This window comes from Aquiluna borgnonia (assembly GCF_013283855.1).
Classification (GTDB): domain Bacteria; phylum Actinomycetota; class Actinomycetes; order Actinomycetales; family Microbacteriaceae; genus Aquiluna; species Aquiluna borgnonia.
In genome coordinates this window covers 593,527-616,617 of the sequence record NZ_CP054056.1, presented here as the reverse complement: position 1 = coordinate 616,617, position 23,091 = coordinate 593,527, and the positions used below count along the sequence as shown (strand labels likewise).

22 protein-coding genes and 3 tRNA genes are annotated in these 23,091 nt (G+C 54.9%); 8 read left to right on the top strand and 17 right to left on the bottom strand.

Annotated elements, in window-relative coordinates; all coding sequences use genetic code 11:
• Positions 1 to 12: 12 nt before the first annotated feature.
• The 6 genes from HRU87_RS03200 to HRU87_RS03175 all read right to left on the bottom strand — a co-directional run bounded on the left by HRU87_RS03200 (position 13) and on the right by HRU87_RS03175 (position 4,740).
• Positions 13 to 1,125, bottom strand: a complete 1,113-nt coding sequence (locus HRU87_RS03200; RefSeq protein WP_173493503.1) for a histidine phosphatase family protein — start codon at positions 1,123 to 1,125, stop codon at positions 13 to 15.
• Positions 1,122 to 1,835: a zinc ribbon domain-containing protein gene (locus HRU87_RS03195; protein WP_173493502.1), complete on the bottom strand. Its 714-nt coding sequence runs from the start codon at positions 1,833 to 1,835 to the stop codon at positions 1,122 to 1,124. The genes HRU87_RS03200 and HRU87_RS03195 overlap by 4 nt, the downstream gene beginning before the upstream one ends.
• Complete coding sequence (locus HRU87_RS03190) at positions 1,832 to 2,629, bottom strand: Nif3-like dinuclear metal center hexameric protein (RefSeq protein WP_173493501.1); 798 nt, start codon at positions 2,627 to 2,629, stop codon at positions 1,832 to 1,834. The genes HRU87_RS03195 and HRU87_RS03190 overlap by 4 nt, the downstream gene beginning before the upstream one ends.
• A gap of 2 nt (positions 2,630 to 2,631) precedes the next feature.
• A complete protein-coding gene (locus HRU87_RS03185; protein WP_173493500.1) occupies positions 2,632 to 4,158 on the bottom strand; it encodes a hypothetical protein in 1,527 nt (508 codons plus the stop codon).
• 25 nt (positions 4,159 to 4,183) lie between these two features.
• Positions 4,184 to 4,256: transfer RNA gene (locus tag HRU87_RS03180), tRNA-Val, on the bottom strand.
• Positions 4,257 to 4,284: 28 nt separating this feature from the next.
• Positions 4,285 to 4,740, bottom strand: a complete 456-nt coding sequence (locus HRU87_RS03175; protein ID WP_173493499.1) for a peroxiredoxin — start codon at positions 4,738 to 4,740, stop codon at positions 4,285 to 4,287.
• A gap of 127 nt (positions 4,741 to 4,867) precedes the next feature.
• Between HRU87_RS03175 and aceE the strand changes: the two genes are divergently transcribed.
• The 6 genes from aceE to fabF are packed head-to-tail and all read left to right on the top strand — an operon-like array spanning position 4,868 to position 12,155.
• Positions 4,868 to 7,597, top strand: a complete 2,730-nt coding sequence (gene aceE / locus HRU87_RS03170; protein WP_173493498.1) for a pyruvate dehydrogenase (acetyl-transferring), homodimeric type — start codon at positions 4,868 to 4,870, stop codon at positions 7,595 to 7,597.
• Positions 7,563 to 8,744 (top strand): PucR family transcriptional regulator, encoded by a 1,182-nt coding sequence (locus tag HRU87_RS03165; RefSeq protein ID WP_425483686.1) that lies wholly within the window; start codon positions 7,563 to 7,565, stop codon positions 8,742 to 8,744. Before aceE ends, HRU87_RS03165 begins: the two co-directional genes overlap by 35 nt.
• A 3-nt stretch (positions 8,745 to 8,747) precedes the next feature.
• Entirely contained in the window at positions 8,748 to 9,641 is an 894-nt protein-coding gene (locus tag HRU87_RS03160; protein ID WP_173493497.1) for an ACP S-malonyltransferase, read from the top strand.
• Positions 9,638 to 10,636 (top strand): beta-ketoacyl-ACP synthase III, encoded by a 999-nt coding sequence (locus tag HRU87_RS03155; RefSeq protein WP_173493496.1) that lies wholly within the window; start codon positions 9,638 to 9,640, stop codon positions 10,634 to 10,636. Before HRU87_RS03160 ends, HRU87_RS03155 begins: the two co-directional genes overlap by 4 nt.
• Before the next feature lie 31 nt (positions 10,637 to 10,667).
• Positions 10,668 to 10,916 (top strand): acyl carrier protein, encoded by a 249-nt coding sequence (locus tag HRU87_RS03150; protein ID WP_173493495.1) that lies wholly within the window; start codon positions 10,668 to 10,670, stop codon positions 10,914 to 10,916.
• A 6-nt stretch (positions 10,917 to 10,922) separates the two neighbouring features.
• Positions 10,923 to 12,155: a beta-ketoacyl-ACP synthase II gene (gene fabF, locus HRU87_RS03145; protein ID WP_173493494.1), complete on the top strand. Its 1,233-nt coding sequence runs from the start codon at positions 10,923 to 10,925 to the stop codon at positions 12,153 to 12,155.
• Here the strand turns inward: fabF and HRU87_RS03140 are convergent.
• Complete coding sequence (locus tag HRU87_RS03140; protein WP_246247347.1) at positions 12,152 to 12,595, bottom strand: DUF3145 family protein; 444 nt, start codon at positions 12,593 to 12,595, stop codon at positions 12,152 to 12,154. The two genes, fabF and HRU87_RS03140, sit on opposite strands and share 4 nt — an antisense overlap.
• 138 nt (positions 12,596 to 12,733) lie before the next feature.
• Here HRU87_RS03140 and HRU87_RS03135 point away from each other — a divergent pair, with 138 nt between their 5' ends.
• Complete coding sequence (locus HRU87_RS03135) at positions 12,734 to 13,333, top strand: thymidine kinase (RefSeq protein WP_173493492.1); 600 nt, start codon at positions 12,734 to 12,736, stop codon at positions 13,331 to 13,333.
• A gap of 4 nt (positions 13,334 to 13,337) precedes the next feature.
• On the opposite strand, the gene HRU87_RS03130 is transcribed toward HRU87_RS03135, so the two are convergent.
• The 3 genes from HRU87_RS03130 to HRU87_RS03120 form a co-directional block, all read right to left on the bottom strand.
• A tRNA-Ile gene (locus HRU87_RS03130) sits at positions 13,338 to 13,414 on the bottom strand.
• Between the two features lie 20 nt (positions 13,415 to 13,434).
• Positions 13,435 to 14,850 carry a glycosyltransferase gene (locus HRU87_RS03125; protein WP_173493491.1) on the bottom strand — a complete coding sequence of 472 codons (1,416 nt, stop codon included), beginning with the start codon at positions 14,848 to 14,850 and terminating at the stop codon, positions 13,435 to 13,437.
• An 8-nt stretch (positions 14,851 to 14,858) separates the two neighbouring features.
• Complete coding sequence (locus tag HRU87_RS03120) at positions 14,859 to 15,755, bottom strand: DMT family transporter (RefSeq protein ID WP_173493490.1); 897 nt, start codon at positions 15,753 to 15,755, stop codon at positions 14,859 to 14,861.
• Positions 15,756 to 15,830: 75 nt separating this feature from the next.
• On the opposite strand from HRU87_RS03120, the gene def reads away from it, so the two are divergent.
• A complete protein-coding gene (gene def, locus HRU87_RS03115) occupies positions 15,831 to 16,394 on the top strand; it encodes a peptide deformylase (protein ID WP_173493489.1) in 564 nt (187 codons plus the stop codon).
• Here the strand turns inward: def and HRU87_RS03110 are convergent.
• From HRU87_RS03110 to HRU87_RS03080, 7 genes are all read right to left on the bottom strand, one after another.
• Positions 16,383 to 16,685 carry an AzlD domain-containing protein gene (locus tag HRU87_RS03110; protein WP_173493488.1) on the bottom strand — a complete coding sequence of 101 codons (303 nt, stop codon included), beginning with the start codon at positions 16,683 to 16,685 and terminating at the stop codon, positions 16,383 to 16,385. The two genes, def and HRU87_RS03110, sit on opposite strands and share 12 nt — an antisense overlap.
• Complete coding sequence (locus HRU87_RS03105; protein WP_173493487.1) at positions 16,682 to 17,320, bottom strand: AzlC family ABC transporter permease; 639 nt, start codon at positions 17,318 to 17,320, stop codon at positions 16,682 to 16,684. The genes HRU87_RS03110 and HRU87_RS03105 overlap by 4 nt, the downstream gene beginning before the upstream one ends.
• Positions 17,321 to 17,338: 18 nt before the next feature.
• Positions 17,339 to 17,414 (bottom strand) — tRNA-Asn (locus tag HRU87_RS03100).
• Positions 17,415 to 17,455: 41 nt separating this feature from the next.
• The gene (dnaG, locus tag HRU87_RS03095; RefSeq protein WP_173493486.1) at positions 17,456 to 19,270 is read right to left on the bottom strand and encodes a DNA primase; all 1,815 of its coding nucleotides are present in this window, start codon (positions 19,268 to 19,270) and stop codon (positions 17,456 to 17,458) included.
• Positions 19,271 to 19,280: 10 nt separating this feature from the next.
• Complete coding sequence (locus HRU87_RS03090) at positions 19,281 to 20,540, bottom strand: deoxyguanosinetriphosphate triphosphohydrolase (protein WP_246247345.1); 1,260 nt, start codon at positions 20,538 to 20,540, stop codon at positions 19,281 to 19,283.
• Between the two features lies 1 nt (position 20,541).
• Positions 20,542 to 21,696 carry a tRNA dihydrouridine synthase DusB gene (dusB, locus tag HRU87_RS03085; protein ID WP_281359132.1) on the bottom strand — a complete coding sequence of 385 codons (1,155 nt, stop codon included), beginning with the start codon at positions 21,694 to 21,696 and terminating at the stop codon, positions 20,542 to 20,544.
• Positions 21,697 to 23,073, bottom strand: a complete 1,377-nt coding sequence (locus HRU87_RS03080; protein ID WP_173493485.1) for a glycine--tRNA ligase — start codon at positions 23,071 to 23,073, stop codon at positions 21,697 to 21,699.
• Positions 23,074 to 23,091 lie beyond the last annotated feature (18 nt).

The following is a 23,091-nucleotide window of genomic DNA, read 5'->3' as shown; positions in this document are numbered from 1 at the left end:
ACCGAACCAAGCCTAGTTAGCTGGAAGATGTTCGCAAGAGTTGAGCGTGAATACCTCGACCAAATTTTCTCCGAAGCATCTAAAAATGCTTATTGATGCGGGTTGAAACTGCATGGTCCAACTCATCGAATCACTTGCCCCCATAAGCCGCCGAGCGATTGCCCTGGACGGCATCATGTGAGCAACGATGGCAACGCTCTCCCCAGCGTGATTTCGAATGGCCTCCTGCATCACGGGTATAACTCTCGACTCTAGATCAGAAACCGATTCTCCCCCCGGGGGCTTTGTTGCCATTGAACCCCGCCAGGAGGAGATCTCGTGAGCCTGTGAGATTTCCATCTCCGCCATCGAACGTCCCTCCCACTCGCCAAAACCAATTTCCCGCAATCGAGCATCTGGTTTGAGTTCTACGCCAACACGATTCGCTAGCGCTGATGCAGTCTGAGTGGTCCGCAGCATCGGCGAGTGGTAGACAGAAGTTATGGGAGGGAGCCCGAAACGCTTCAGCAGACGCTCGGAGGCGACTGAGGCGGCTTCTGCCTCGGCAAAGCCAGCCTCGCTGAGGCTTGGATCAGAACCATCGCTCCCGCTGATTAGATTTGCCTCGGTGTGTGCGGTGTGACCGTGGCGGATAACAACCAGCACAGTCGGTTCCTCACTCTGTCGCGGGGCACGGATGCTCTTTGGTTGAATGGCAGATAGCTTCAACTCTTGGGAGTTTCCGAAATCACCCTCGTCCAAAGCTCGATTGGCTGCAGCGTCGGCAAGGTGGTTCTCCTCACGAGGAATCCATTGCAGGTCAACCTTTAGGGCTCTTATGACCCGGAAGGCCTCGCTGGCAAGCTCTCGTAGTTCAGGGTGCTTGATCTGCCAGCGTCCCGAAAGCTGCTCGATCACGAGCTTGGAGTCCATCCGAACAGCTACTTCCGCTCCCGGAAAGTTGTCTTGAATGTGTCGCAGTCCAGCAATTACGGCCTGGTACTCGGCGTAGTTGTTGGTTCGTACCCCTAATTGCTCTCCCAGTTCGGCGAGAATCTGGCCGGATTCAGACACAACCACTGCCCCGTAGGAGGCGGGGCCGGGGTTACCCCTTGAGGCGCCGTCAGCAAAAAGAGTGAGTCTCATCGAATCAGGATTGCCGTGCAGTCTGGGCAGGTGGCAAGCTCATCGGACGGGACGGCGTGAAGCGCTGCCAGAGATGTCGCAGTGATTGACATGTTGCATGCCCCGCAGGAGTTCTTCTGGAGTTTGCCGATGGCCACACCCCGGGCCAGTTTCTGGTCAAACAGCTGAAGCAGGTCTTCGGGCACTAAGTTTCGCTGCGACTTCAGCTGATTAGTTTGCTCAGCGTGCACATTCTTGAGCTCGGCTAATCGACCTTGAACGTCAAGCTTGGTCCTCGCAAGCGAAGCCTCCAGCTCTTCGTTGAGCGCTTCCAGCTCTGAGAGCTGGTTGGATAACTCATCCCGACGCTCAAGAAGGTTCAGTTCAACTTCCTCAAGCTCATTTCTTCGCTTGTCCAAGGTCTCGAGTTCGTGTTGCAATCCGGCAACATCTCGCGACACGGCGGTTTTCAGCAAGCGTTCCCGGTCGGTAGCGGCCCGCTTCTCAACAAGCGCTAGATCTTGCTCAAGTCGGGCAATGTCACGCTGAATCTCCTCCAGCGCAGAGCGCTTGGCCGAGAGCTCCTGGGAGTTATTTAGCAAGCTTTCGCGCGCCCGTTCTAACTCTCCCCCTGAGGCAAGTGCCTTGGCATCGTGCTCAAGGCGGCGGTTAGCGAGAACGAGGTCTTGGATTTCCGCCAGGATTTGCAGAGCATGGGCACTTACCTTCACTGCATCACCACAAAGGTCCAGGGGTCAGTCTTCAATTCACTCACGATTACCTCTAATTCCGGGAAGGCCTCGGACAACTGCCCGCTGGCAACATCCAACCAGAGCCATTCAGCCGCCCAGTGGGAGATGTCAATTAGCGCCGGTCCGCTCGTAAGTTTAGATTGCTCCGTGAAATCCTGAGCCGGATGGTGCCTTAGATCACTGGTCACATAAACGTCAGCCCCCGAAAGTTGCACTGAATCAAGGTAGCTATCGCCCGCGCCAGCTAAAACCGCGACCGTATTTATCTCTTTACCGGGGTCACCACTTACCTTCACCCCCTGGGCAACAGGAGGCAGCGCCCTGGAAACCCGCCGAGCAAATTCAAGAAGTGACTCTGGGGATTCGAGCTCGCCTATAGCTCCGTGACCAAACTCATTCATCGGGCGCAGTTTTCCCAGGCCTAAAGCTCGAGCCAGCGTGTTAGTAACCCCATGCGGCTGAAAGTCAGCGTTGGTGTGGGCCGAAAATACTGCCAGATTTGACCTGATTGCCGCAGCGGTGAGCTGACCTTTGAGTCTTGACTCCCCCAGTTCAGTTACTCCCCTCAGATACATCGGGTGGTGCGAGACGATCAACTGACAACCTAAGTCGGCCGCTTCGGCAATGACCTCGGAGGTCACGTCAACTGTTAGCAGAACTCTGGAGACCGAATTCCCGGGCGCACCGAGCATTAAACCTGGCCTGTCCCATGCTTCGGCAGCTGATGAGGGCCAGATTAATTCAAAGTGATTCAAAAGGTCAGACAGCAACATAGCTACAAGCCAAGCAGATTATCGAGGTTCAAGTTGCGAAACTCGACATTTTTGATCTCGGTATCTTGGGCTCTAATGAAGGGGATGCGAATTAGGGCAAAAACGATCCCGACAACCAAACCAAAGATGAGCGCGAGCTCAGTTTCACTAAATTCGGAGTTTGGAACAAGAAGTCTTTGGACGGCCTCTGTGCCTAAAGGAATTGAAATGGCTAGCGCCAGCCAGGTCGGCCAGTGAAAGGCGCCGTAAAAGCCGTAGCTGGTGTCCAGAGAGGGAATATGCAGAGCCGACCTTCGAACTAGCTGATCACCGAATAACAAGGTGACCAGCACAATCACCAACGAAACAGCTGGCCCGGCAACGAAGTCCCGAAGCGGCATCAAGACCACGGGAATGAGGAAGGCAAGCCCCGCGAGTCGGCCAAGCCAGCCAGCCGCGAGGTCGCGTCCAGAAAAGGAGGCACTCAGCATCATCAGTCCCAAGGTTAAGAGAGTTACCCACTCAACGCCTTGGATAGTGAGAGCGAGCACACTTACGCCAATACCCAGTGGAATCTGAAGTGAAAATGACCAGGCACGAGTTTGGACATGCGGCATTGAAAAGGCAAATAATGTCACCGTACTGAATGCGACGGCAAGAGAACCCCAGATCACTTGGTCGAACTGTAGTAAATCCCAACTGCCCTGAGAGACCAGGGAGCCGACTGAGATTGGTGAAAATCCGCCGTTTTCCTGAGCGCCGAAAACAAGCACTCCAATCCCGCCCGCAGCCAGCACCCAGAATTGAATCTCACGACCAACCAGCTGGGCTACCATCAGAGCGATTGCAGCCATGCCTAAAACTCGATTGTCATAACCCAGGAACTCCTCAATTGGCACAAAATCTGACGTCGCCTCCGTTCCTTCCAGGACGATCAGAGTGCTCAGGGCAATAGCAAGAGCGGCTCCTAAGTAGACTCCCCATCCTCCAAAGACAGCCGCAGATCTCGTCAGCGGGTGCAGGGTGTGGGTCTTTAGAACCAGCAGTATCAAGCCAGCCGCTGTAACTCCAATGGCAAAACTTATGAGCGCCTCAAGGTCATTGAGCTTTAGCCACACAGCGATTATGCAATTGACCAAACCGACCATAATCCAGCTGGCAAGCGATGGAATGACGTTTCTGAGCAGCTGAGCGCGCTGTGATAGCTCACGCCGTTTGATAAGCGACAACTCCGAGGTGAACAGCGCCTCCTGGAAGTTAGTGGACAAGGGTGCCGACGCAAGATCCGGGAGCGGCTTTGGAAGCTCAACAGGCACAGTATCGAGGACTATTTTTCGAAGTGCCGCTTGAGCTGCTGCCGAGCCATCCTGCTGCATGGACTTTATCCAAGTTGCCAGCGCATCGGCGTCGCGCTGTCTGAGCATGGCCTGGTTTGCGATTATTTGCTGGGCTTTTTCCAAAGCCTCTGCGCTGGTGCCGAGGCTGGCGATGACGCGATGTAATTCAGACTCACCAAGCGCCTTTGGCTTGGGTGGCTCGAATTCCACCATAGTCTGCCTAACAGGGGGGGTCGAGTGGGCCCTACCGGGCTCGAACCGATGACATCCACGGTGTAAGCGTGGCGCTCTACCAACTGAGCTAAAGGCCCGCCGAGAATCTTAGTGGAAAATTCTCTGCTAAATCAATTCAAGAGCTTTTTTGTAATCGTCAAGCGATCTTGGTTGACCCGGAGCAGTCTCGAATTTGGCGATAATTTTTCCCTGGGTGTCGATCACGAAGGTTGCTCGAGTCGCGATGCCTCGCTCTTCGATGAAGACTCCGTAGTCCTTGGCAACCTGTCCGTGAGGCCAAAAATCTGCCAGAACGGAAAACTTATAACCCTCGTGCTCTGCAAATTTGGCCTGCACAAACTTTGAGTCGACACTTACTGCCAAGAGTTCCACACCATCACGCTGGAGCAAATCAAAGTTATCCCTCAGCTCACAAAGCTCACCAGTGCAAATACCACTGAAGGAGAGCGGATAAAAGACCAAGACGACTGGCTTAATTCCCTGAAACTGACTGAGGCTCACATCCTCGCCGTGCTGGTTGGAAAGGGTGAAGTCGGGAGCGAAGTCTCCGATGGTCAGCATTGGTTCTCCTTTGGAATAAGTCTTGAAAACCAACCTACCTTGCAAATTGATTGTTCCCAAACCTCCTAGACTTGTAGGGCTCCTACAAAGAGCTCAATCGGTAAAGCAGCCACGAAAAGAGGCTTTCATGTCGTTTAACGACCAGGATCCATTCGCCCCCGTCACCGCAGACCTCGACCCCCAGGAAACTGCTGAGTGGCTTGAGTCACTCGATGCAGTTGCCGCCAAGCATGGTCGCGGCCGTGCCCGCGAGATCATGCAGTCTCTGCTTCGACGCTCCCACGAACTTCAACTCAACGTTCCACTGGTGCCCACCACGGATTACATCAACACCATCAGCCCAGAGGACGAACCCAAATTCCCGGGCGATGAAGCTATCGAGCGCACCTACCGCGCCTGGATGCGCTGGAATGCTGCGGTTATGGTGCACCGGGCACAGCGGCCTGGCATCGCCGTGGGTGGACACATTTCTTCCTTCGCCTCGAGCGCCTCGCTCTACGAGGTTGGCTTTAACCACTTCTTCAACGGTCACGATCACCCAGCGGGTGCTGACCAAATTTTTGTTCAGGGGCACGCATCTCCCGGACCCTACGCCCGCGCATTTCTAGAAGGTCGCATTTCTGCGGATGAAATGGATAACTTCCGCCAGGAAAAGTCACGTCCAAAGCCGGGAAGAGGGTTACCGAGCTACCCGCACCCCAGGTTGATGCCGGACTTCTGGCAATTCCCGACGGTGTCGATGGGCCTTGGTCCGATAAACGCCATTTACCAGGCGCAGTTCAATCGCTACCTGCAGGGGCGTGGGTTCAAGGACACCTCGGCTCAGCACGTTTGGGCCTTCCTGGGTGATGGTGAGTTGGATGAGGTTGAGAGCCGCGGCGCACTTCAGTTGGCGGCAAACGAGGGCCTCGACAACCTAACCTTCGTCGTGAATGCAAACTTGCAGCGATTGGATGGACCAGTGCGCGGCAATGGAAAGATCATCCAAGAGCTCGAGAGCTTCTTCCGCGGTGCAGGTTGGAACGTAATCAAGGTGATCTGGGGCCGTGAATGGGACGCCCTTCTGGCGAATGACCACGATGGCGCGCTCGTCAACCTAATGAACCGGACCCCGGATGGCGATTACCAAACCTACAAGACCGAGTCTGGAGCCTTCGTCCGCGAGAACTTCTTTGCTCGTGACCCAAGGACCCTGAAGCTGGTTGAGGGCATGACCGATGACGCCATTTGGGATCTAAAGCGCGGTGGCCACGACTACAACAAGATCTTCGCCGCCTACCAGGCAGCGGTAAACCACAAGGGTCAGCCCACTGTCATCATTGCCAAAACCATCAAGGGTTACGGTTTGGGAAAGAGCTTCGAGGGTCGCAACGCAACCCATCAGATGAAGAAAATGACCTTGGAGAACCTCAAGGACTTCAGGGATGCCATGCGGGTGCCGATTTCTGACGCCCAGCTGGAAGCCGATCCTTACCAGCCCCCTTACTTCAAGCCGAGTGAGGACTCACCAGAGCTGCAGTACATGCACGAGCGTCGCCGCGAGCTGGGTGGTTACCTTCCTGAGCGCCGCACCAACTTTGTGAGCTTTGCACTCCCAGAGGAAAAGGCATACGCCGTTCCAAGAGCAGGAAGCGGCAACCAAGAAGTAGCGACCACAATGGCCTTCGTGAGAATGCTCAAGGACCTTCTCAAAGCCGATGGCACCGGTGAGCGAATCCAGATGATCATCCCGGATGAGGCTCGCACCTTCGGAATGGATGCATTCTTCCCAACTGCAAAGATTTACAACCCGAACGGTCAGAAGTACATGTCGGTCGACCGAGACCTACTTCTGAGCTACAAGGAGGCCAACAACGGTCAGATCCTCCACACCGGAATCAACGAGGCCGGTTCAATGGCTGCCTTCACCGCTTCCGGAACCAGCTACGCCACGCACGGCCAGCCAATCATTCCAATTTACGTCTTCTACTCGATGTTTGGCTTCCAGCGCACCGCAGACCAGGTCTGGCTAGCCGGGGACCAAATGGCTAGAGGGTTCATGATTGGTGCCACCGCCGGTAGGACAACCCTTACCGGTGAGGGGCTTCAGCACGCCGACGGGCACTCTCTCGTTATCGCGAGCACAAACGCGGCGGTTGTCGCCTATGACCCGGCCTACGGCTACGAAATTGCGCACATCACCAAGGCTGGCCTGGAGCGCATGTACGGCGGAAACCACCCGGACCCCAACGTCATGTACTACCTGACCGTCTACAACGAGCCTATGCTTCAGCCTGCAGAGCCTGAAAATGTGGACGTCGAAGGCATCCTTCGAGGCATGCACCTAATCTCCAAAAACCCGGCAGATGGACACAAGGCGCAAATCCTTGCCTCCGGAGTGTCGGTTCCTTGGGCGTTGGAGGCTCAGCAGTTGCTTATTGAGTGGGGCGTATCGGCAGACGTCTGGTCGGTCACCAGCTGGGGAGAGCTGCGCCGCGATGGACTTGTTTGCGACGAGAAGAAGTTCCTGTACCCGAACGAGGTCGCCCCGATGTCCTACGTGACTCAGCGGCTAGCAGATTCCAAGGGTCCAAAGCTAGGAGTTTCAGACTTCATGCATGCGGTCCCAGACATGATCAGGCCATGGGTGCCAGGCAGCTATGCAACCCTTGGTGCTGACGGTTTCGGCTTCTCGGACACTCGCCCAGCAGCCAGACGCCACTTCAAGATTGACGGTCCATCAATCGCGGTACGTGTGCTTGAGCAGCTCGTCGAAAAGGAGAAGATCGCCCCTTCTGTTCCGCAGCAGGCAATTGACAAATACCGCCTTCACGATGTGAACGCTGGAACCAGCGGATCGGCCGGTGGAGACGCCTAAGCACCTCGCCTGGCTGCAGTCGATTGCCGGCGAGTTAGCAACAGCGACTCTTGGTCGCCTTGATGAAACGCTGCCTTGGTATCGTGCCATGCCACCGGCACGGCGGGCGGCCATCGGATCTGTCGCCCAAGCCGGTATCACAAGCTTCGTTCAGTGGTATCAGGACCCAAATAGCCAACCCTGGGTCGCCGCCGATGTGTTTGGAAACGCCCCCCGAGAGTTGCTGCGCTCAATCTCACTCCAAGAAACCCTGCAGCTGATTCAGGTTGTGGTGCAAATGGTTGAGGAGCGGGTGGTCAATGAGCATCCAGATCTGACCGAGGCCGTCTTGCGCTACTCCCGAGACATAGCGTTCAGCGCAGCCGACGTTTATGCCCGGGCTGCCGAGGCAAGGGGCCTCTGGGATGCCAGGCTTGAGGCTCTGGTCGTTGACAGCATTATCTCGGGTGAAACCAGCCAAGAGATTAGCTCACGAGTGGCAGCCCTCGGCTGGCGCTCAGATGGCCAGGTAGCAGTTCTTCTAGGAAGCGCTCAGGCCAGTCCCGATCCTGATGGGTTGCGAAAAGTCTCCAGGAAGGCCGGATGCGATGTCCTGATTGGTATTCAGGGACGAAGGCAAGTCGTAGTTATTGGTCTTCTAACCAGAGCCAACGAGGCAGCAGCTGCAATCCACGAGGTTGCCCTAAAGCTCGAGGAGTTCTTCGGATCAGGTCCACTGATTCTGGGCACTGCTGTCGGCACAATTTCTGAGGCGCCAAAAAGTGCAAAAAGCGCCTTGGCAGCACATGCCGTTGCAAAGGCAAGTTCAAAGCAGCCTCGGCCATTACTGGCTGACGAACTTCTTCCAGAGCGCGCTCTAGCTGGCGATTCGCTAGCCAGGAGCACGTTGCTTGAGCGTTACTACTACCCACTGGCAGCAAGCAATCCGGAGCTGCTGGAGACCCTCAAGACTTACCTCGAATGCGGCAGGTCGTTGGAGCAAACCTCAAAAACTTTGTTTGTGCACGCCAACACTGTTCGCTATCGCCTAAAACGCATATTCGAAGAGATCTCCGCAGACGCGACAGAACCCAGAACGGCCTTCGTGCTCCAGGTCGCACTGCTGCTTGGATCAATCAACGACAACGAATACGGAATGAAGAGATAGACAATGAGAGTTTTGATGTGTCCGGGCCAGGGTTCACAATCCGAAGGCTTCCTCAATCCTTGGATCGCCGAGATATCAGGCTTCAAGGACCAGTTAGAGGTGCTCTCGGAGTACTGCAAGCGTGACCTTGTGCACCTTGGAACTTTAGCTAGTGAGGAGGAGATTAAGGACACGGCCAATGCCCAGCCTCTAATAGTCGGAGCAAGCCTGGCAGCGGCCCGAAGTGCACTGCACGTGAAGGATTTTGATGCAGTGGTGGGGCACTCGGTCGGAGAGTTTGCAGCTGCCGCAATCGCCGGCGTGCTAACCGATGCGCAGGCCATGGAGCTGGTGGCCGTGCGAGCAAATGCAATGGCCAAGGCGGCGAAGCTAACCCAAACCTCAATGGCTGCCATCCTAGGCGCTGAAGTAGAGGTTGTTGAAGCTGTATCCGAGCAACTCGGACTCCAAGTTGCTAACTACAACGGTGCCGGCCAAATAGTGGTTGCCGGCCCGGTCTCAGCTATCAAAGCTCTGCTGGAAGCTCCCCCAGAGCGTTCACGTGCGATTGAGCTAAAGGTCGCTGGAGCTTTCCACACAACATTCATGCAATCTGCCGAAACTGAACTGAGAGATGCGGCCCAGGGTATTCAAACCGGCAACCCAACGCTCCAGCTTTGGAGCAATAACTCGGGCCAGTTGGTGGAGTCCGGGGACGAATTTCTCCGACTATTAGTGAGCCAGGTTGCTAGTCCGGTGCGCTGGGATCTGTGCATGGCGAGCATTGATGCCGAGGGTGTGCAGGTCGTTGAGCTTCCTCCTGCTGGGGCGCTTGCCGGATTGGCTAAGCGTGGAATGCCAAATACCGTAGCGGTTGCGCTTAAAACCCCGGCCGACCTTGAGAAGATTGCACAATGAAGACTTTGAATCAGACTGAGCCGGTCCCGTTTACCCGAATCTATGCCCTCGGAGCAAGCAGGGGTAACACCACAGTCACAAACGATGACATCGCGGGCCCAATCAACTCTTCAGACGAGTGGATCCGTCAGCGCACTGGGATTGTTACCAGAAAGCGTGCCGGCGCAGAGCAGAGCTTGATGGACATGGCCTTGCAAGCGTCCAATGAGGCTATTGCGAAATCCGGCATAGCCCCGGCCCAAATAGATGCCGTTATCCTGGCCACCATTACTTTCCCCTACTCAACCCCCTCCGGAGCTTCGCTGCTGGCAGAGCTGGTTGGGGCCCACGGGGCCGCTGCCTACGACATCTCCGCGGCCTGCGCCGGCTACTGCTATGGGATTGCCCAGGCGGATGCCCTGGTCCGAAGTGGAGCGGCAAAGTATGTCCTGGTCGTGGGTGGAGAGAAGCTCAGTGACTTTATAGACCCAACCGACCGGTCCATTAGCTTCTTGCTCGGTGATGGTGCCGGCGCCGCAGTTGTTGGACCAAGTGACCATCCCGGAATCTCCAAGTCCGTCTGGGGCAGTGACGGGGCAAACTGGGACAAGGTTGGAATGACAGGATCCCTTATCGATTTCCGAGACGGCAAAGCAGCATGGCCAACCCTGGTGCAGGAAGGACAGTCGGTCTTTCGCTGGGCGGTTTGGGAAATGGCTAAAGTCGCAAAGCAAGCACTAGCTGAGGCAGGGTTAGAAGCTGCCGATCTAAGTGCGCTGGTAACCCACCAGGCCAACATTCGAATAATTGACGAGTTTGCTAAGCAACTGGAGCTTCCTGAGCACGTGGTGGTAGCGAGGGACATAGTCGATACCGGTAATACTTCGGCGGCTTCAATCCCGCTTGCAATGCACCGACTACTCGCCGAGGGGCAAGTGAAATCCGGCGGCTACGCACTTGAAATCGGCTTCGGCGCGGGCCTCGCCTTCGCGGCTCAAGTCGTTGAACTGCCCTAAAATAAAGCGAATAAATCACCCAAGGAGAAAAATGGCTCTTTCACAAGCAGAGGTCCTAGCAGGACTTGCAGAACTCGTAAACGACGAGACTGGTATCGCAACTGACGCGGTACAAATGGAAAAGTCGTTCACCGATGACCTAGACATCGACTCGATCTCCATGATGACCATCGTGGTCAACGCCGAGGACAAGTTTGGCGTGAAGATTCCAGACGAGGAAGTAAAGAACCTCATCACTGTGGCAGACGCTGTCAACTTCATCACCGCAGCTCAGGCCTAATTCCCAATGCGTCGCGTCGTCGTTACCGGACTGGGAGCCACCACTCCCCTGGGTGGCGACGTCGCGAGCACCTGGAGCGCACTTCTAGCTGGAGAGTCGGGCATTTCCACACTGACCCAGAGCTGGGTGCAGCAGTATGAAATCCCAGTGACCTTTGCAGGCCAAGCAAAAGTTCTAGCGAGCGAAGTGCTCACCCCTCAGGAGGCTAAAAGGCTAGACCCCTCCAGCCAATTCGCTCTGATAGCTGCGCGACAGGCATGGGAGGACGCAGGTTCACCTGAGGTTGAACCTGAGCGACTAGCCGTTGACTTTGCCACCGGAATCGGCGGTGTTTGGACGCTACTGGATGCTTTCGACACTCTCAAGGAGCGCGGACCCAGGCGCGTTTTACCCATGACCGTTCCAATGCTCATGCCAAATGGTCCAGCGGCAGCAATCGGAATGGATCTGGGAGCAAGGGCCGGCGTTAGGACCGCAGTCAGCGCCTGCGCCTCGGGCAACGAGTCGATCGCGAATGCTTTCCACCGAATTCAAACGGGTGAAGCCGACGTCGTAGTTTGCGGCGGAGCTGAAGCGGCCATTCACCCGCTACCAATTTCTGCGTTTGCAGCTATGCACGCACTATCCAAGCGCAACGAAGACCCAACCAAGGCCTCCAGGCCCTACGACACCGATCGCGATGGTTTCGTCATGGGCGAAGGCGCAGGTGCGCTGGTGCTTGAAACACTCGAATCAGCTCAAGCACGCGGGGCCAAAATCTACTGCGAAATTGTCGGTGGCTCCGTAACATCGGATGCCTATCACATCACTGCTCCAGACCCAGAGGGTTCCGGGGCAGCCAGAGCTGTGCTTGCAGCCCTGTCGCAGGCTGGAGCCTCGGTTACGGATGTCGAGCACGTGAACGCCCATGCAACCTCAACTCCGGTCGGAGACATTGCGGAGTACACCGCGATTAAGCGGGTATTCGGTGACCACACCGGCGAACTTATTGTTTCTGCAACCAAGGCTGCCACCGGCCACCTACTGGGTGGTGCCGGGGCTATTGAGGCGATCTTCACAATCCTTGCCCTGAAAGAGCAGCTCGCTCCCCCGACCATCAATCTGGACAATCAAGATCCTGCAATTGAACTTAATGTTCCCAGGGTCCCAACAAAACTCTCTAGACCAAATGCGGTCGCAATCAGTAACAGCTTTGGCTTTGGGGGTCACAACGCCGTGTTGGCCTTCAGAAACCTCTAGACAGCCCTGGGAAGGGCGATCAGGTACTCAGCACTCTTTCGGTAAGGCTCAATTAGATCCATCCATGCCACCCCGGTTAGGCGCCTGAATCCTCGGGAAAATTCGGATAGATTTCCGGCAGTCTCCATAAGAAGATTCTCAATTACACCTGCTCGAATTAGCTGCTCACCAGCCTCATCTAATTCTTGGCGGCAAATACCAAGGGCAGGATGGTGCAGGTAGCGCTCCGATGGCAATGTGTTGAATTCAAGCTCAAAGATCGACTTCGTTCGGGCTAGCAGCGAAACTAGTTCGGCAGCCTGGAGCGGTGAAAAGGCAATTTCAGCTTTCAACTGGTAACCAGAGATTTCGAGGGGCTGCACCCTCCACGTTCCAGACGCACCGAACTCCCCCAAGATTTGATCAATCTGGGCCAATTGCTCATTAGGTGCGCTAAACACCCACAGGTGTGCGGTAGGCAGCTCTTCCTCCGATCCAGTGCCGTCTTCCCAAACGTCCTGAACCGGTTCGAAAAAGATAAAACACCAATCTGTGAGTTGTCAAACAAACAGCTGCCTCAGTAACTAGCATTTGAGTCGATGAGCAAACTTTATTTTCGGTACGGAGCCATGAATTCCGGCAAATCAACCTCGCTTTTGCAGGCGGCCTTCAACTACGAGGAGCGCTCCCAACACGTTCTGATTGCAAAACCAGCGGTTGACTACAAAGGCGATCGGAACATCGTCTCGAGACTCGGCGTCACAAGAGAGGTTGACTTCCTGGTCGAACCAGCAGAGAACCTTCGACAAAAGCTCAGGGAACGTGCCGATGACTTCCACTCGGCAACTGGAGAGAAAATCGCGTGCCTACTAATTGACGAAGCCCAGTTTTTGACTCCCGAGCAGGTCGATCAATGTCTTGAGATTGCGGTTTTAGATGGCATTCCGGTTCTTGCCTATGGAATCAGAACAGACTTCAAAACCGTAGCTTTTCCCGGCTCAAGGCGTCTATTAGAGATCAGTCACTCACTTGAGGAATTGAAAACAATCTGCCGTTGCGGCCGCAAGGCCATGTTCAACGGGCGCCTGATCAATGGTGATTTCACTTTTGACGGGGAGCAGGTAGCCATCGACGGCGACCAGGTCAGCTATGAATCTCTATGTGCCAGCTGCTATCTGTCTCGCAGAGGGTCGCTGTAGGTTTTGGTGGGGCGTGCGGGACTTGAACCCGCGACCGACGGATTATGAGTCCGCTGCTCTAACCGGCTGAGCTAACGCCCCTTGCGACTGAGTAAGTCTAGCTAATCGCGCTTCTTGCGGAGTCGTTTCGCTGCTTCGGAAATCTGCTCCTTGACTTCATCTTTCAGCTCTTCTAACTGCTCAATGACATCCTCGCGGACCTCGGCAATCTTTTCCCTGGCCTCAAGGCCAATCTCCTCGGCCCGCTGCCGAAGTTCTACAGCTGAGTGTCGCAACTGCCGCAAGCGCTCACTTACTGCATCGTTGAGTCTTCCAATCGGAAGCAGGTAACCCTCGGAGTTATCGTCCGTAGTTTTTTCATCATCCGAAGTTCCCAGATACAGGCCCTCAAAAATCCGAAGAGTTTTCTCAATGTCGTGGGACTGGATTAGGTGCAGGCTGTTATCGCTCAAACGCTGCAGCTCTTCAGAGTCGGCCTCAAGAATAAGTCGAAGCTTTGATGCGAGATCTGCAGGGTCATCAGGCTCAAATAGGTATCCGTTATCGCCGTCGTGCACCAGGTGAGGTAGCGCCATGGCGTTTGCGCCGATCACAGGACGACCCGAGGCCATGGCCTCCATTGTTGCGATTGACTGCAGTTCAGCAATTGATGGCATGACAAAGGCGGTTGCACGCTCGTAGGCCTTGGGTAGTTCGGCATCAGAAATGTGACCAGTGAAAATAACTCGGTCTGCAATGCCCAGTGACTTAGCCAAACGTTGCAAATTCTCACGCTCACCACCGTCCCCAACCAGCTCAACCAAGACGTTTGGGTGCTCGGTCAACATAGCTACAGCCTCAAGCAGAATGTGAATGCGTTTTTCATCGTCCAACCGACCAAGGAATAGAAACCTTTGGTTTGATGTGTTGTCCACTGGGGTCTCGTTAGCAAATCGCGAAGCATCTATCCCGCAGCTAATTGCCAGCACGTTGCTAACACCGGCAGCGCGCTCCAAGAGTTGAGCGGCTCGCCTGGTTGGAGTTGTTAGCGCGTCCATTTTCTTCAGAATCCTGCCTGCGTCGGCCCAAGTAATTCTCATAGCCAAAGGGTGCAGGAACTTAGGGAGGAGTGAATACTTGACGAGATTTTCAGGCATTATGTGGTTGGTGGCAATGAGCTTTACCCCGGTGCCCCTAGCTGCCCGAACCGCAAATCTGCCCATAATCAGGTGAGATTGGATGTGAAGGGCTTGAGGTTGGACGTCCTTTAGTACCTTACGAATGTTCCCGGTAAGGCCCCATGGTTCCGGCCAGCGCAAGGACTTGTGCTGAGGCATGCGATGACTGCGCATCCGGTGAACAAACATTTTTGAGCCGTCGTGGTTCTCGATTCGCATACCGGCGGATTCGTCATAGCTTGGAGCAATTATGTGGACTTCGTGGCCATGCCTTACAAGCCCGGCAGCGAGTCGCTCGGCAAACCTAGCCGCTCCATTTATGTCTGGGGCGAAGGTATCGCAGGCAATCACAACCTTCATATGCGAAACTAAACCTCTAACTTTTTGGATAGTTGAGGGTGGACTTTAGAGAGTACTAAAACCCCAGCTATGGCCACCAATCCGGACACACCGAACCCTAGCACCTGGCCAAGTTCCGCCATCGAGGCCTCCCCCAGAATCACGATGGCTATTCCCACAGCAACGACTGGGTCGATAACCGTTAGGCCTGCGATAACAAGGTCTGGTGGGCCAGCCGCGTAGGCATTTTGCACGAACCAGCCCCCCAAAATTGCTGCGGCGGCTAGTGCCACCAGGGCGAGCAGGGTTAGCCAGTTGATGTCGGCTTGAATGACTCTCTGAATTACAACCTTGGCTAAGGAAGCGACGAAACCATAGAGGACGCCGGCCCCAAAGATGTAGTGAAGCGGCCCTACCTTGCCCCTGGAAAAATAAAAGAGTGATCCAAAAATAACCAAGACGACAATCAAGACACCGACAACTTGCAACAGCATGGCGTCATCGAGCTTTACCTGGGTTGCACTTGTGGCTGCAAACAAGACGAAACCGGCAACTCCAAGCATTGTTAGAGCAATTGCGCCAAAGGTCTTTGGGTCGAGCTTTAGCTTGTAAATGCGAGCGTTGAGGATGCTAGTAATAATTAGGGCGATGGCTCCAATCGGTTGGACGACAATCAGGGGTGCCAACGCTAGAGCACCTAGTTGCACGATTATCGCCAGGGCCATAAACGTTGTTCCGGTGAGCCACCTCGGACGTCTCAGCAAATCCAAAACTTGCCTGAGATGGAGAGACCGAAGCTTGAATTGTTTGGGGGCATGATGCTCGGTCACGGCATCATTCTGGAACTGTGCACCGAGGGCTAAAAACACTGCACCCATGACCGCTAGGCCGATCGCAATTGGGCGAGCGAACTCGGGAATCAACAAACTGCTCTCCTTGTCTAAGTGCAGCTTGGCAAGCCTAAACCACCTACCTTGGAAAACCTTGAGTAATCTTGCTGCGTGTCAGTGCGCAGAATTGTAATAACCGGTAACCCCGTTCTTCACCAAAGAGCGGCCGAGGTCCGTGAAATCACGCCCGAAATTGTCACCCTCGTTGAGGACATGTACGAGACCATGGAGAAAGCTCCCGGGGTTGGCTTGGCAGCAACGCAGGTTGGTGTTGGGCTTCGCATTTTTGTGTTTGATTGGCACGACGGCGAGCATCGCTATCGGGGTGAAGCCATTAACCCGACGCTCGAACTTGGACCTGTTTCAGCCGATTGGCCAGACGAAGATTCCGAATCAGAGGGTTGCCTCTCGATCCCCGGAGAGCGCTATCCGCTCAAGAGGGCAATGACCGCAAAGCTAACCGCCACAAACCTGCAGGGTGAGCAGTATTCGATTGATGCCAAAGGCTGGCTTGCAAGAATTTTCCAACACGAGTTTGATCATTTGGACGGTCTGCTTTATGCGGATCGCCTTCTCAAGCCATACGCTCGCGAGGTCAAGAAAACCATCAAGTACGAAGGCTGGGGTACTCCTGACCAGAGCTGGATGCCTGGCGAGGATTACCTAGAGCCCTAGGAAGTTGCGCAGAATCGCTGCAACTGCCGCAGCAGCTACCACGACAACGATGTAGGGCACCCTCAACGCAAACAGAACAGCCGCCAGTGCGAGGGAAACAGCTCGAGCGTCGATCGCCAGGCCCCCTTGAACAGCGAAGGTCTGAACCGCAACCAAACCCGTCAGCATTACGACAGTCACCCTCGAGGCAAAATCTCTGACCCAACCTTTTATGTACCTCTCAGGAACCAGGTATCCGAGGTATTTCCAGCTAAAAACCGCGAGACTTGCTGCCACAACCGCCCAGATCATTTCTTACCCACCGGCAGAAGTGCGACCACCACAGTCAGGAGAATTGGCACTCCCGCTGGCAAAAACAGCGACCCCAGCAGCGCAACTGCTACTGCCAAGATTGCCAAGAGCTCGTTTCCGCGTAGGCGATTCCAAACCAAACCTAAGAATGCAGCTACTGCTGCTGCGTCGAGACCCCAAGTTTCAATTGAGCCCAAGAAGTCTCCGAGCAGTGCACCCATCAAAGTGGCCAGGTTCCAAAAGACAAATACAGCCAGCCCCGTCGCCCAGAAACCAACGCGTTGCTTTTTCAAATCATCCTGGGCTGCAGAGACGGCATTGGATTCATCGATGGTGAGATGAGCAGCCAGCAGCTTCCAAAAAGCATTGGGTGAGATCACTGGGTTAAGTCGCAACGCGTAGAAGTGATTCCTCACACCCAGCAACCAGGAGCTGATTATGGCTGAAAGATCACTGCCCCCAGATGCGATAACACCGACGAAAGCGAACTGCGAGGCACCTGAAAACATCAGCGTGCTCAAGAGCATTACCGAGAGAAGATCGAGACCGCTTGCCGCAGCCAAAGCACCAAAGGAAATTCCATAGAGACCCGTTGCCAGGCCCACGGAGATTGATGTGGAGAGAACACTCTTCAAGGAGATTCCTTAGGGAAGTGGCTCCCCGGCTTGGACTCGAACCAAGAACCTATCGGTTAACAGCCGATTGCTCTGCCAATTGAGCTACCGAGGAAAAGCACCGCTGGGTGCCCGACAACATTAGCAGAATTTTCGCTACTGCATATAGGTTCTGCGCTCTGTCTCAAGTTCAACGAGCTGACGCTGAACCATGGCATACGCGTCCGCTTGATTAGACATGTCGATGCGTTTGAGGGCTGCTAGCAAGTCAGTCTTCTCCCTTGCAAGGGCTTGCAACATGGCCCCAGCAACGACACCTTTGGCATAGCGCTCAATTTCCGCTGCGGTCGAGGCCGGAAGGGGTGCAAGGGCGAGTGCTCTGAGCAGGTCTAACTCTTCACCTGAGAGCTGATTGGCGAGCTGGTTGACCCAATCCGGCGATCCTAAATTCTGAGAAATTCGGTTAGCGGCGTCAGCGACAAGTTGGTAGCTGGAGCTTTGAAAACCCGCCCCAACGATGCGAGCCAATTTGTCCCCGTCAAACGCCTTTGGTGCCTGAACCAAGACTTCTAATACCTGCCGCTCAAACTTGGAAGCTGGCGAATCTTGCACCGGCTTTGCCTCGGCCCTCAATGGGGTCACCCGCTCCACAACCTGACTTCTACCAACCTGCGAGACCAGCTGAGACACTTCTGAGATGTCCAGTGAAACCCAATCGGCTAACTGTCTTGTGTAACCGGCACGCAAAGCCGGATCTACAATTTCGGCGACCACGGGTGCGGCAGCGCGAGCCGCAGCAGCCCTTGAGTCGAGGTCAGCGAGCGAGAACTTTGCGATGCGGTGCCTGATGACAAACTCAAACAGCGGCTTTCTTGCCTCCAGCATTTGGCCAATCGCAGCATCCCCACGCTGCTGACGAAGATCGGAAGGGTCCAAACCATCGGGACCCGATGCCACGAAGGTGAGGGCATTGAATTTAGAAGTGTCGGAATACATTCGTAGGGCGGCCTTTTGCCCGGCGGCATCGGGGTCAAAAGTGAACACCACCGAAGCCGGTTCGTCAGAGGTGCCAAAGAGCCGATTAATTAACTTGATGTGATCCTCACCAAAAGCAGTTCCGCAGGTTGCGACGGCATTTGGAAACCCGGCTAAATGGCAGGCCATGACGTCGGTGTAACCCTCAACGACGACAATTTCCTTGCGCTTGATGATCTCTTTTCTCGCAAAGTCCAGCCCGTAGAGCACCGACCCCTTGTGGTATACCGGCGTCTCGGGGGTGTTGAGGTATTTTGGCCCTTGATCCTCCTCGTAAAGCTTTCGGGCGCCAAATCCCAGAACCTGACCATTCGCGTCCCGGATCGGCCAGAGCACTCGACCCCTGAAACGGTCATAGCCACCCTTTTCACTGGGCATGGCCAAACCAGCCGTGACTAACTCTTCCAAGGAAAAGCCCTGTTTCTTTAGCTGCTCCAATAGCGACTGCCAGCCCTTTGGGGCGTAGCCAATGCCGAATTGCTCTATTGCCTTGGCATCAAAACCTCGTGAAAGCAGAAATTTGAATCCGGTTTCCCCTTCAGGAGTCTGAAGCTGCGATTGGTAGAAGGTAGCCGCTGCATTATTCGCTAAAAGCAGTCGTGCTCTTCCACTGGTTTCCTGGTTTCCCCCATCCTCGTAAGTAAGGGTGAAGCCAGAGCGTTCCGCTAGTTTCTCGATGGCCTCGGTAAAACCGACGTGTTCTATCTCCTGAACGAACTTATAAACATCGCCTCCCGCGCCGCATCCAAAGCAGTGGTAGAAGGCCGGTGAGCTGCGAACGTTAAAACTCGGGGATTTTTCCGAGTGAAACGGGCAAAGCCCCTTGAAGGAGCCCGCACTGGCAGGTTTCAGAGAAACGTAGGCAGAGACCACCTCAACCAAGTCGAGCTTGGCCTTGAGCTCCTCGATGTCTGATTGCTTTACTCGGCCTGCCATGTAAGGAATCCTAGGCTGTCAGCTTGGCATGCAGTGCCATGGCAGCAGGATCTGTCAGTGAAGCCACCTGATCCACAATTACTCGGCGCCTCGCAATCTCACTCGACGCCTGCTGCCATGCCGAACGAGAAATTGAATCGAGATGCTCAGAGCCGGTTTCAAATAGTCGATCCGCAAGCTCAATCAGAAGTTCACGCTGCTGCTCGTAGTAGCGCGCTCTGGAATTGTGCGTCATGACCGCAGAAGCGACAATGCCCTTCAGGACAGCTATCTCGCTCCGAACCTTTGAAGGAATGATTACTCCAGCACGGAATCGCGTGAGTTTCGCCCTTGAAGCATTCTCCAAGATCGAATCCGTGGTCCTAGAAACAAAGGATCCGATTAGGTCACTCGTGAGATTCTTCAGTTGAGCAAGGTCCCTGGGTGAGCCATCAAAACTGTAGAGCCAGTACTTGGATTCCATCAGCAAGTGAAACGCTTCTTCGAGCTGGACCTTCGCGAGCATTCCCCCGGACCACTTCCCAACCTCTTCAATCAGAGCCTCTCGGGCCTGAGGGTCTGAAATAGTGGCTGGGTCTATGAAACCCTCAACAATTGCATCCTCAAAATCGTGCACGGAATAGGCGACATCGTCCGAGAAATCCATGATTTGAGCCTCAACGCATTTGGCGCCCTCAGGAGCCCCGGCCCTCATCCACTGGAAAACCTCTAGGTCATCTTCGTAGACGCCAAACTTGACGGCGTTTCCAAACTCATGAGCTTCGGACAGCCGCCAGGGGTATTTGGTCGAAGCATCAAGGGAGGCGCGGGTTAGATTCAAACCCCTGGCCCTACCCTGCTCATCGTAAATTTTGGGCTCCAGGCGGGTGAGGATTCGGAAGGTCTGGGCGTTTCCCTCGAAGCCACCAATCTCCGCAGACCAGAAGTTCAAAGCTGATTCACCATTGTGTCCGAAGGGTGGATGACCTAGGTCATGTGCCAGGCAGGCCATGTCTACCAAATCGGGATCTATGCCCAGCACACTCGCCAGCTCCCGGCCAACCTGTGCTACTTCCAGAGAGTGAGTAAGTCGCGTTCTGGCAAAATCACCCGAGCTCGGTGAAAGCACCTGCGTCTTCGCGCTCAATCTCCTGAAGGCGGCGGAGTGCAGCACCCGGGCGCGATCTCTGGCAAACTCACCGCGCCTGACCATCGATGAAGACGCCTGAGGCACAAATCGTTCGCGATCTAGATCGCTGTAACCAGGTTCCTCTGGAGTTATGGGCTTCACGCTAGCCCCCCGAAACCGAAAGTTCAGCCTGCTGAAGCTGAAGCTTGTGGCTGGGGCTGAGTTCTCTCGAATCAAGCCAGTTCTCCGGTAGCGCACAGCTCTTCACGGAGCCGAGCCTACCCCTTGGACCCTCCGCATCCTCTCCCGGATAAGCCACTGTGCCATCCAGTTCACCGAGGATTTCCCTGGCGTGCTCTAACGATTCAACCTGGGCTAGACGAGCCCTGAAGTCACCACCGACCGGATATCCTTTAAAGTACCAAGCCACATGCTTACGAACATCCCTGCAGGCCCGACCCTCATCCTCAAAAAATTCAACCAGGAGCTCGATGTGACGATAGAAGGCCTCAGCCACCTCGCCGAGAGTTGGCATCGCGGTAGCTATCTCAGGCGATTTCTCCCCCTGGAGATACCGCCCAATCGCTTGCTCGAGGTCACCGAAAAGCCAAGGCCTACCTAGGCAACCACGGCCCACTACAACTCCATCAACGCCGGTTTGCTCCATCATTCGCACCGCATCTTCAGCGGACCAAATATCACCGTTACCTAGCACTTGAACATCAGGAAGCGCTGCTCGGAGCTGGGCAATTGCATCCCAATCCGCGATTCCCGAGTAGTACTCCTCTGCGGTCCTGCCGTGCAGCGCTACCGCAGCCACACCTGCATCACGGGCGGACTTACCGGCGTCCAAGTAGGTGATGTGATCAGCATCGATGCCCTTGCGCATCTTGACTGTCACGGGGACATCCCCGGCTGCCTTCACGGCAGATGTAACGATTGAGCTAAACAGATCTGACTTCCAAGGCAGTGCAGCTCCCCCGCCCTTGCGGGTAACCTTCGGGACCGGGCAGCCAAAATTCAAATCAATGTGATCAGCTCGGTCTTCTGCGACCAACATGGTTACGGCCTCAGAGATTGTCTTTGGGTCAACTCCATAGAGCTGAACGGAGCGGATTTTCTCACTCTCGTGATGGCCAATCAGCCTCATGGACTCAGGGGTCCGCTCGACCAGAGCTCTTGAGGTGACCATTTCCGAGACGAACAAACCGCCACCGTATTCTTGGCACAGCCTTCGGTACGCGGTGTTGGTGATTCCAGCCATCGGGGCCAAAACCACCGGGATGGCTATCTCGTGCTTGCCATATTTCAGAGCCAACTAGCCGTTAATTCTTTCAAACATGTAGGACTTGACCTGAGAAAGCGCCACGCGCTCCTGAGCCATCGAGTCTCGCTCCCTAATGGTTACTGACTGATCGTTGGGAGTGTCGAAGTCAACTGTGATGCAGAATGGCGTGCCGATCTCATCTTGTCTGCGGTAGCGACGACCAATGGCACCGGCGTCGTCGTAATCCACATTCCAGATTCCTCTTAGCTCAGCGGCCAAATTCTTGGCAATTGGGTTTAGCTCATCGTTTCTGCTGAGCGGCAAAACCGCAGCCTTCACGGGAGCAAGACGGTAATCAAGTCTTAGAACCGTACGGACGTCAACGCCACCCTTTGCGTTTGGAGCCTCGTCCTCGGCGTAGGCATCAACCAGGAATGCCATGAGTGACCTGGTTAGACCCGCAGCCGGCTCGATAACGTAAGGCGTCCAACGTTTTTCCTCTTGCGGGTCAAAGTAGCTCAGGTCAACACCGGAAGCTTCGGAGTGGGTTCTGAGGTCGTAGTCAGTTCGGTTGGCAATGCCCTCGAGCTCGCCAAATTCGCTGCCCTGGAATCCGAATCGATACTCGATGTCTACGGTGCGCTTTGAGTAGTGGGAAAGCTTTTCCTTGGGGTGCTCAAACAGCCTAAGGTTCTCGGGATTGATACCGAGGTCGACGTACCAGTTGTAGCGCTGCTGAATCCAGTACTCGTGCCAGGTCTCATCCTCACCAGGTTTGACAAAGAATTCCATTTCCATTTGCTCGAACTCACGGGTGCGGAAAATGAAGTTTCCCGGGGTGATTTCGTTACGGAAGCTCTTGCCCATTTGCCCAATACCGAACGGGGGCTTCATTCTCGAGGCGTTGAGAACGTTGTTGAAGTTGACGAAGATGCCCTGGGCGGTCTCTGGTCGAAGATAGTGCAGACCCGATTCATCCTCGACTGGTCCAAGCGAGGTCTTTAGTAGCCCATTGAAATTCTTAGGCTCGGTCCAAATGTCCTTGTTTCCACAGTTGGGGCAGGGGATTTCCGCCATCGAAGTGGCAGCTCGACCCTTTTTCTCCTGGAAGGCCTCCTCCAGGTGATCGGCACGGAAACGCTTGTGACAGCTGGTGCACTCAATAAGCGGGTCAACGAACGCCTCAACGTGACCGGATGCCTCCCAAACCTTCTTGGGGAGGATGATTGAGGAGTCCAAACCAACGACGTCTTCGCGACCAGAGACCATCGACCGCCACCACTGCCGTTTGATGTTCTCTTTGAGTTCAACACCGAGCGGGCCGTAATCCCATGCAGAACGGGACCCGCCGTAAATCTCGCCGGCTTGAAAGACAAAACCGCGACGCTTTGCAAGCGAAATAACCTGATCTAATTTTTGGGTTGCCATTGGTCTCCAGTGGGTAGC

Excerpts from the sequence above, each read along its gene's own strand:
- HRU87_RS03200 (WP_173493503.1), bottom strand. The coding sequence starts at position 1,125 with ATGAGACTCACTCTTTTTGCTGACGGCGCCTCAAGGGGTAACCCCGGC.
- HRU87_RS03190 (WP_173493501.1), bottom strand. The coding sequence starts at position 2,629 with ATGTTGCTGTCTGACCTTTTGAATCACTTTGAATTAATCTGGCCCTCA.
- HRU87_RS03185 (WP_173493500.1), bottom strand. The coding sequence starts at position 4,158 with ATGGTGGAATTCGAGCCACCCAAGCCAAAGGCGCTTGGTGAGTCTGAA.
- HRU87_RS03175 (WP_173493499.1), bottom strand. The coding sequence starts at position 4,740 with ATGCTGACCATCGGAGACTTCGCTCCCGACTTCACCCTTTCCAACCAG.
- aceE (WP_173493498.1), top strand. The coding sequence starts at position 4,868 with ATGTCGTTTAACGACCAGGATCCATTCGCCCCCGTCACCGCAGACCTC.
- HRU87_RS03160 (WP_173493497.1), top strand. The coding sequence starts at position 8,748 with ATGAGAGTTTTGATGTGTCCGGGCCAGGGTTCACAATCCGAAGGCTTC.
- HRU87_RS03155 (WP_173493496.1), top strand. The coding sequence starts at position 9,638 with ATGAAGACTTTGAATCAGACTGAGCCGGTCCCGTTTACCCGAATCTAT.
- HRU87_RS03150 (WP_173493495.1), top strand. The coding sequence starts at position 10,668 with ATGGCTCTTTCACAAGCAGAGGTCCTAGCAGGACTTGCAGAACTCGTA.
- fabF (WP_173493494.1), top strand. The coding sequence starts at position 10,923 with ATGCGTCGCGTCGTCGTTACCGGACTGGGAGCCACCACTCCCCTGGGT.
- HRU87_RS03135 (WP_173493492.1), top strand. The coding sequence starts at position 12,734 with ATGAGCAAACTTTATTTTCGGTACGGAGCCATGAATTCCGGCAAATCA.
- HRU87_RS03125 (WP_173493491.1), bottom strand. The coding sequence starts at position 14,850 with ATGAAGGTTGTGATTGCCTGCGATACCTTCGCCCCAGACATAAATGGA.
- HRU87_RS03110 (WP_173493488.1), bottom strand. The coding sequence starts at position 16,685 with ATGATCTGGGCGGTTGTGGCAGCAAGTCTCGCGGTTTTTAGCTGGAAA.
- dnaG (WP_173493486.1), bottom strand. The coding sequence starts at position 19,270 with ATGGCAGGCCGAGTAAAGCAATCAGACATCGAGGAGCTCAAGGCCAAG.
- HRU87_RS03080 (WP_173493485.1), bottom strand. The coding sequence starts at position 23,073 with ATGGCAACCCAAAAATTAGATCAGGTTATTTCGCTTGCAAAGCGTCGC.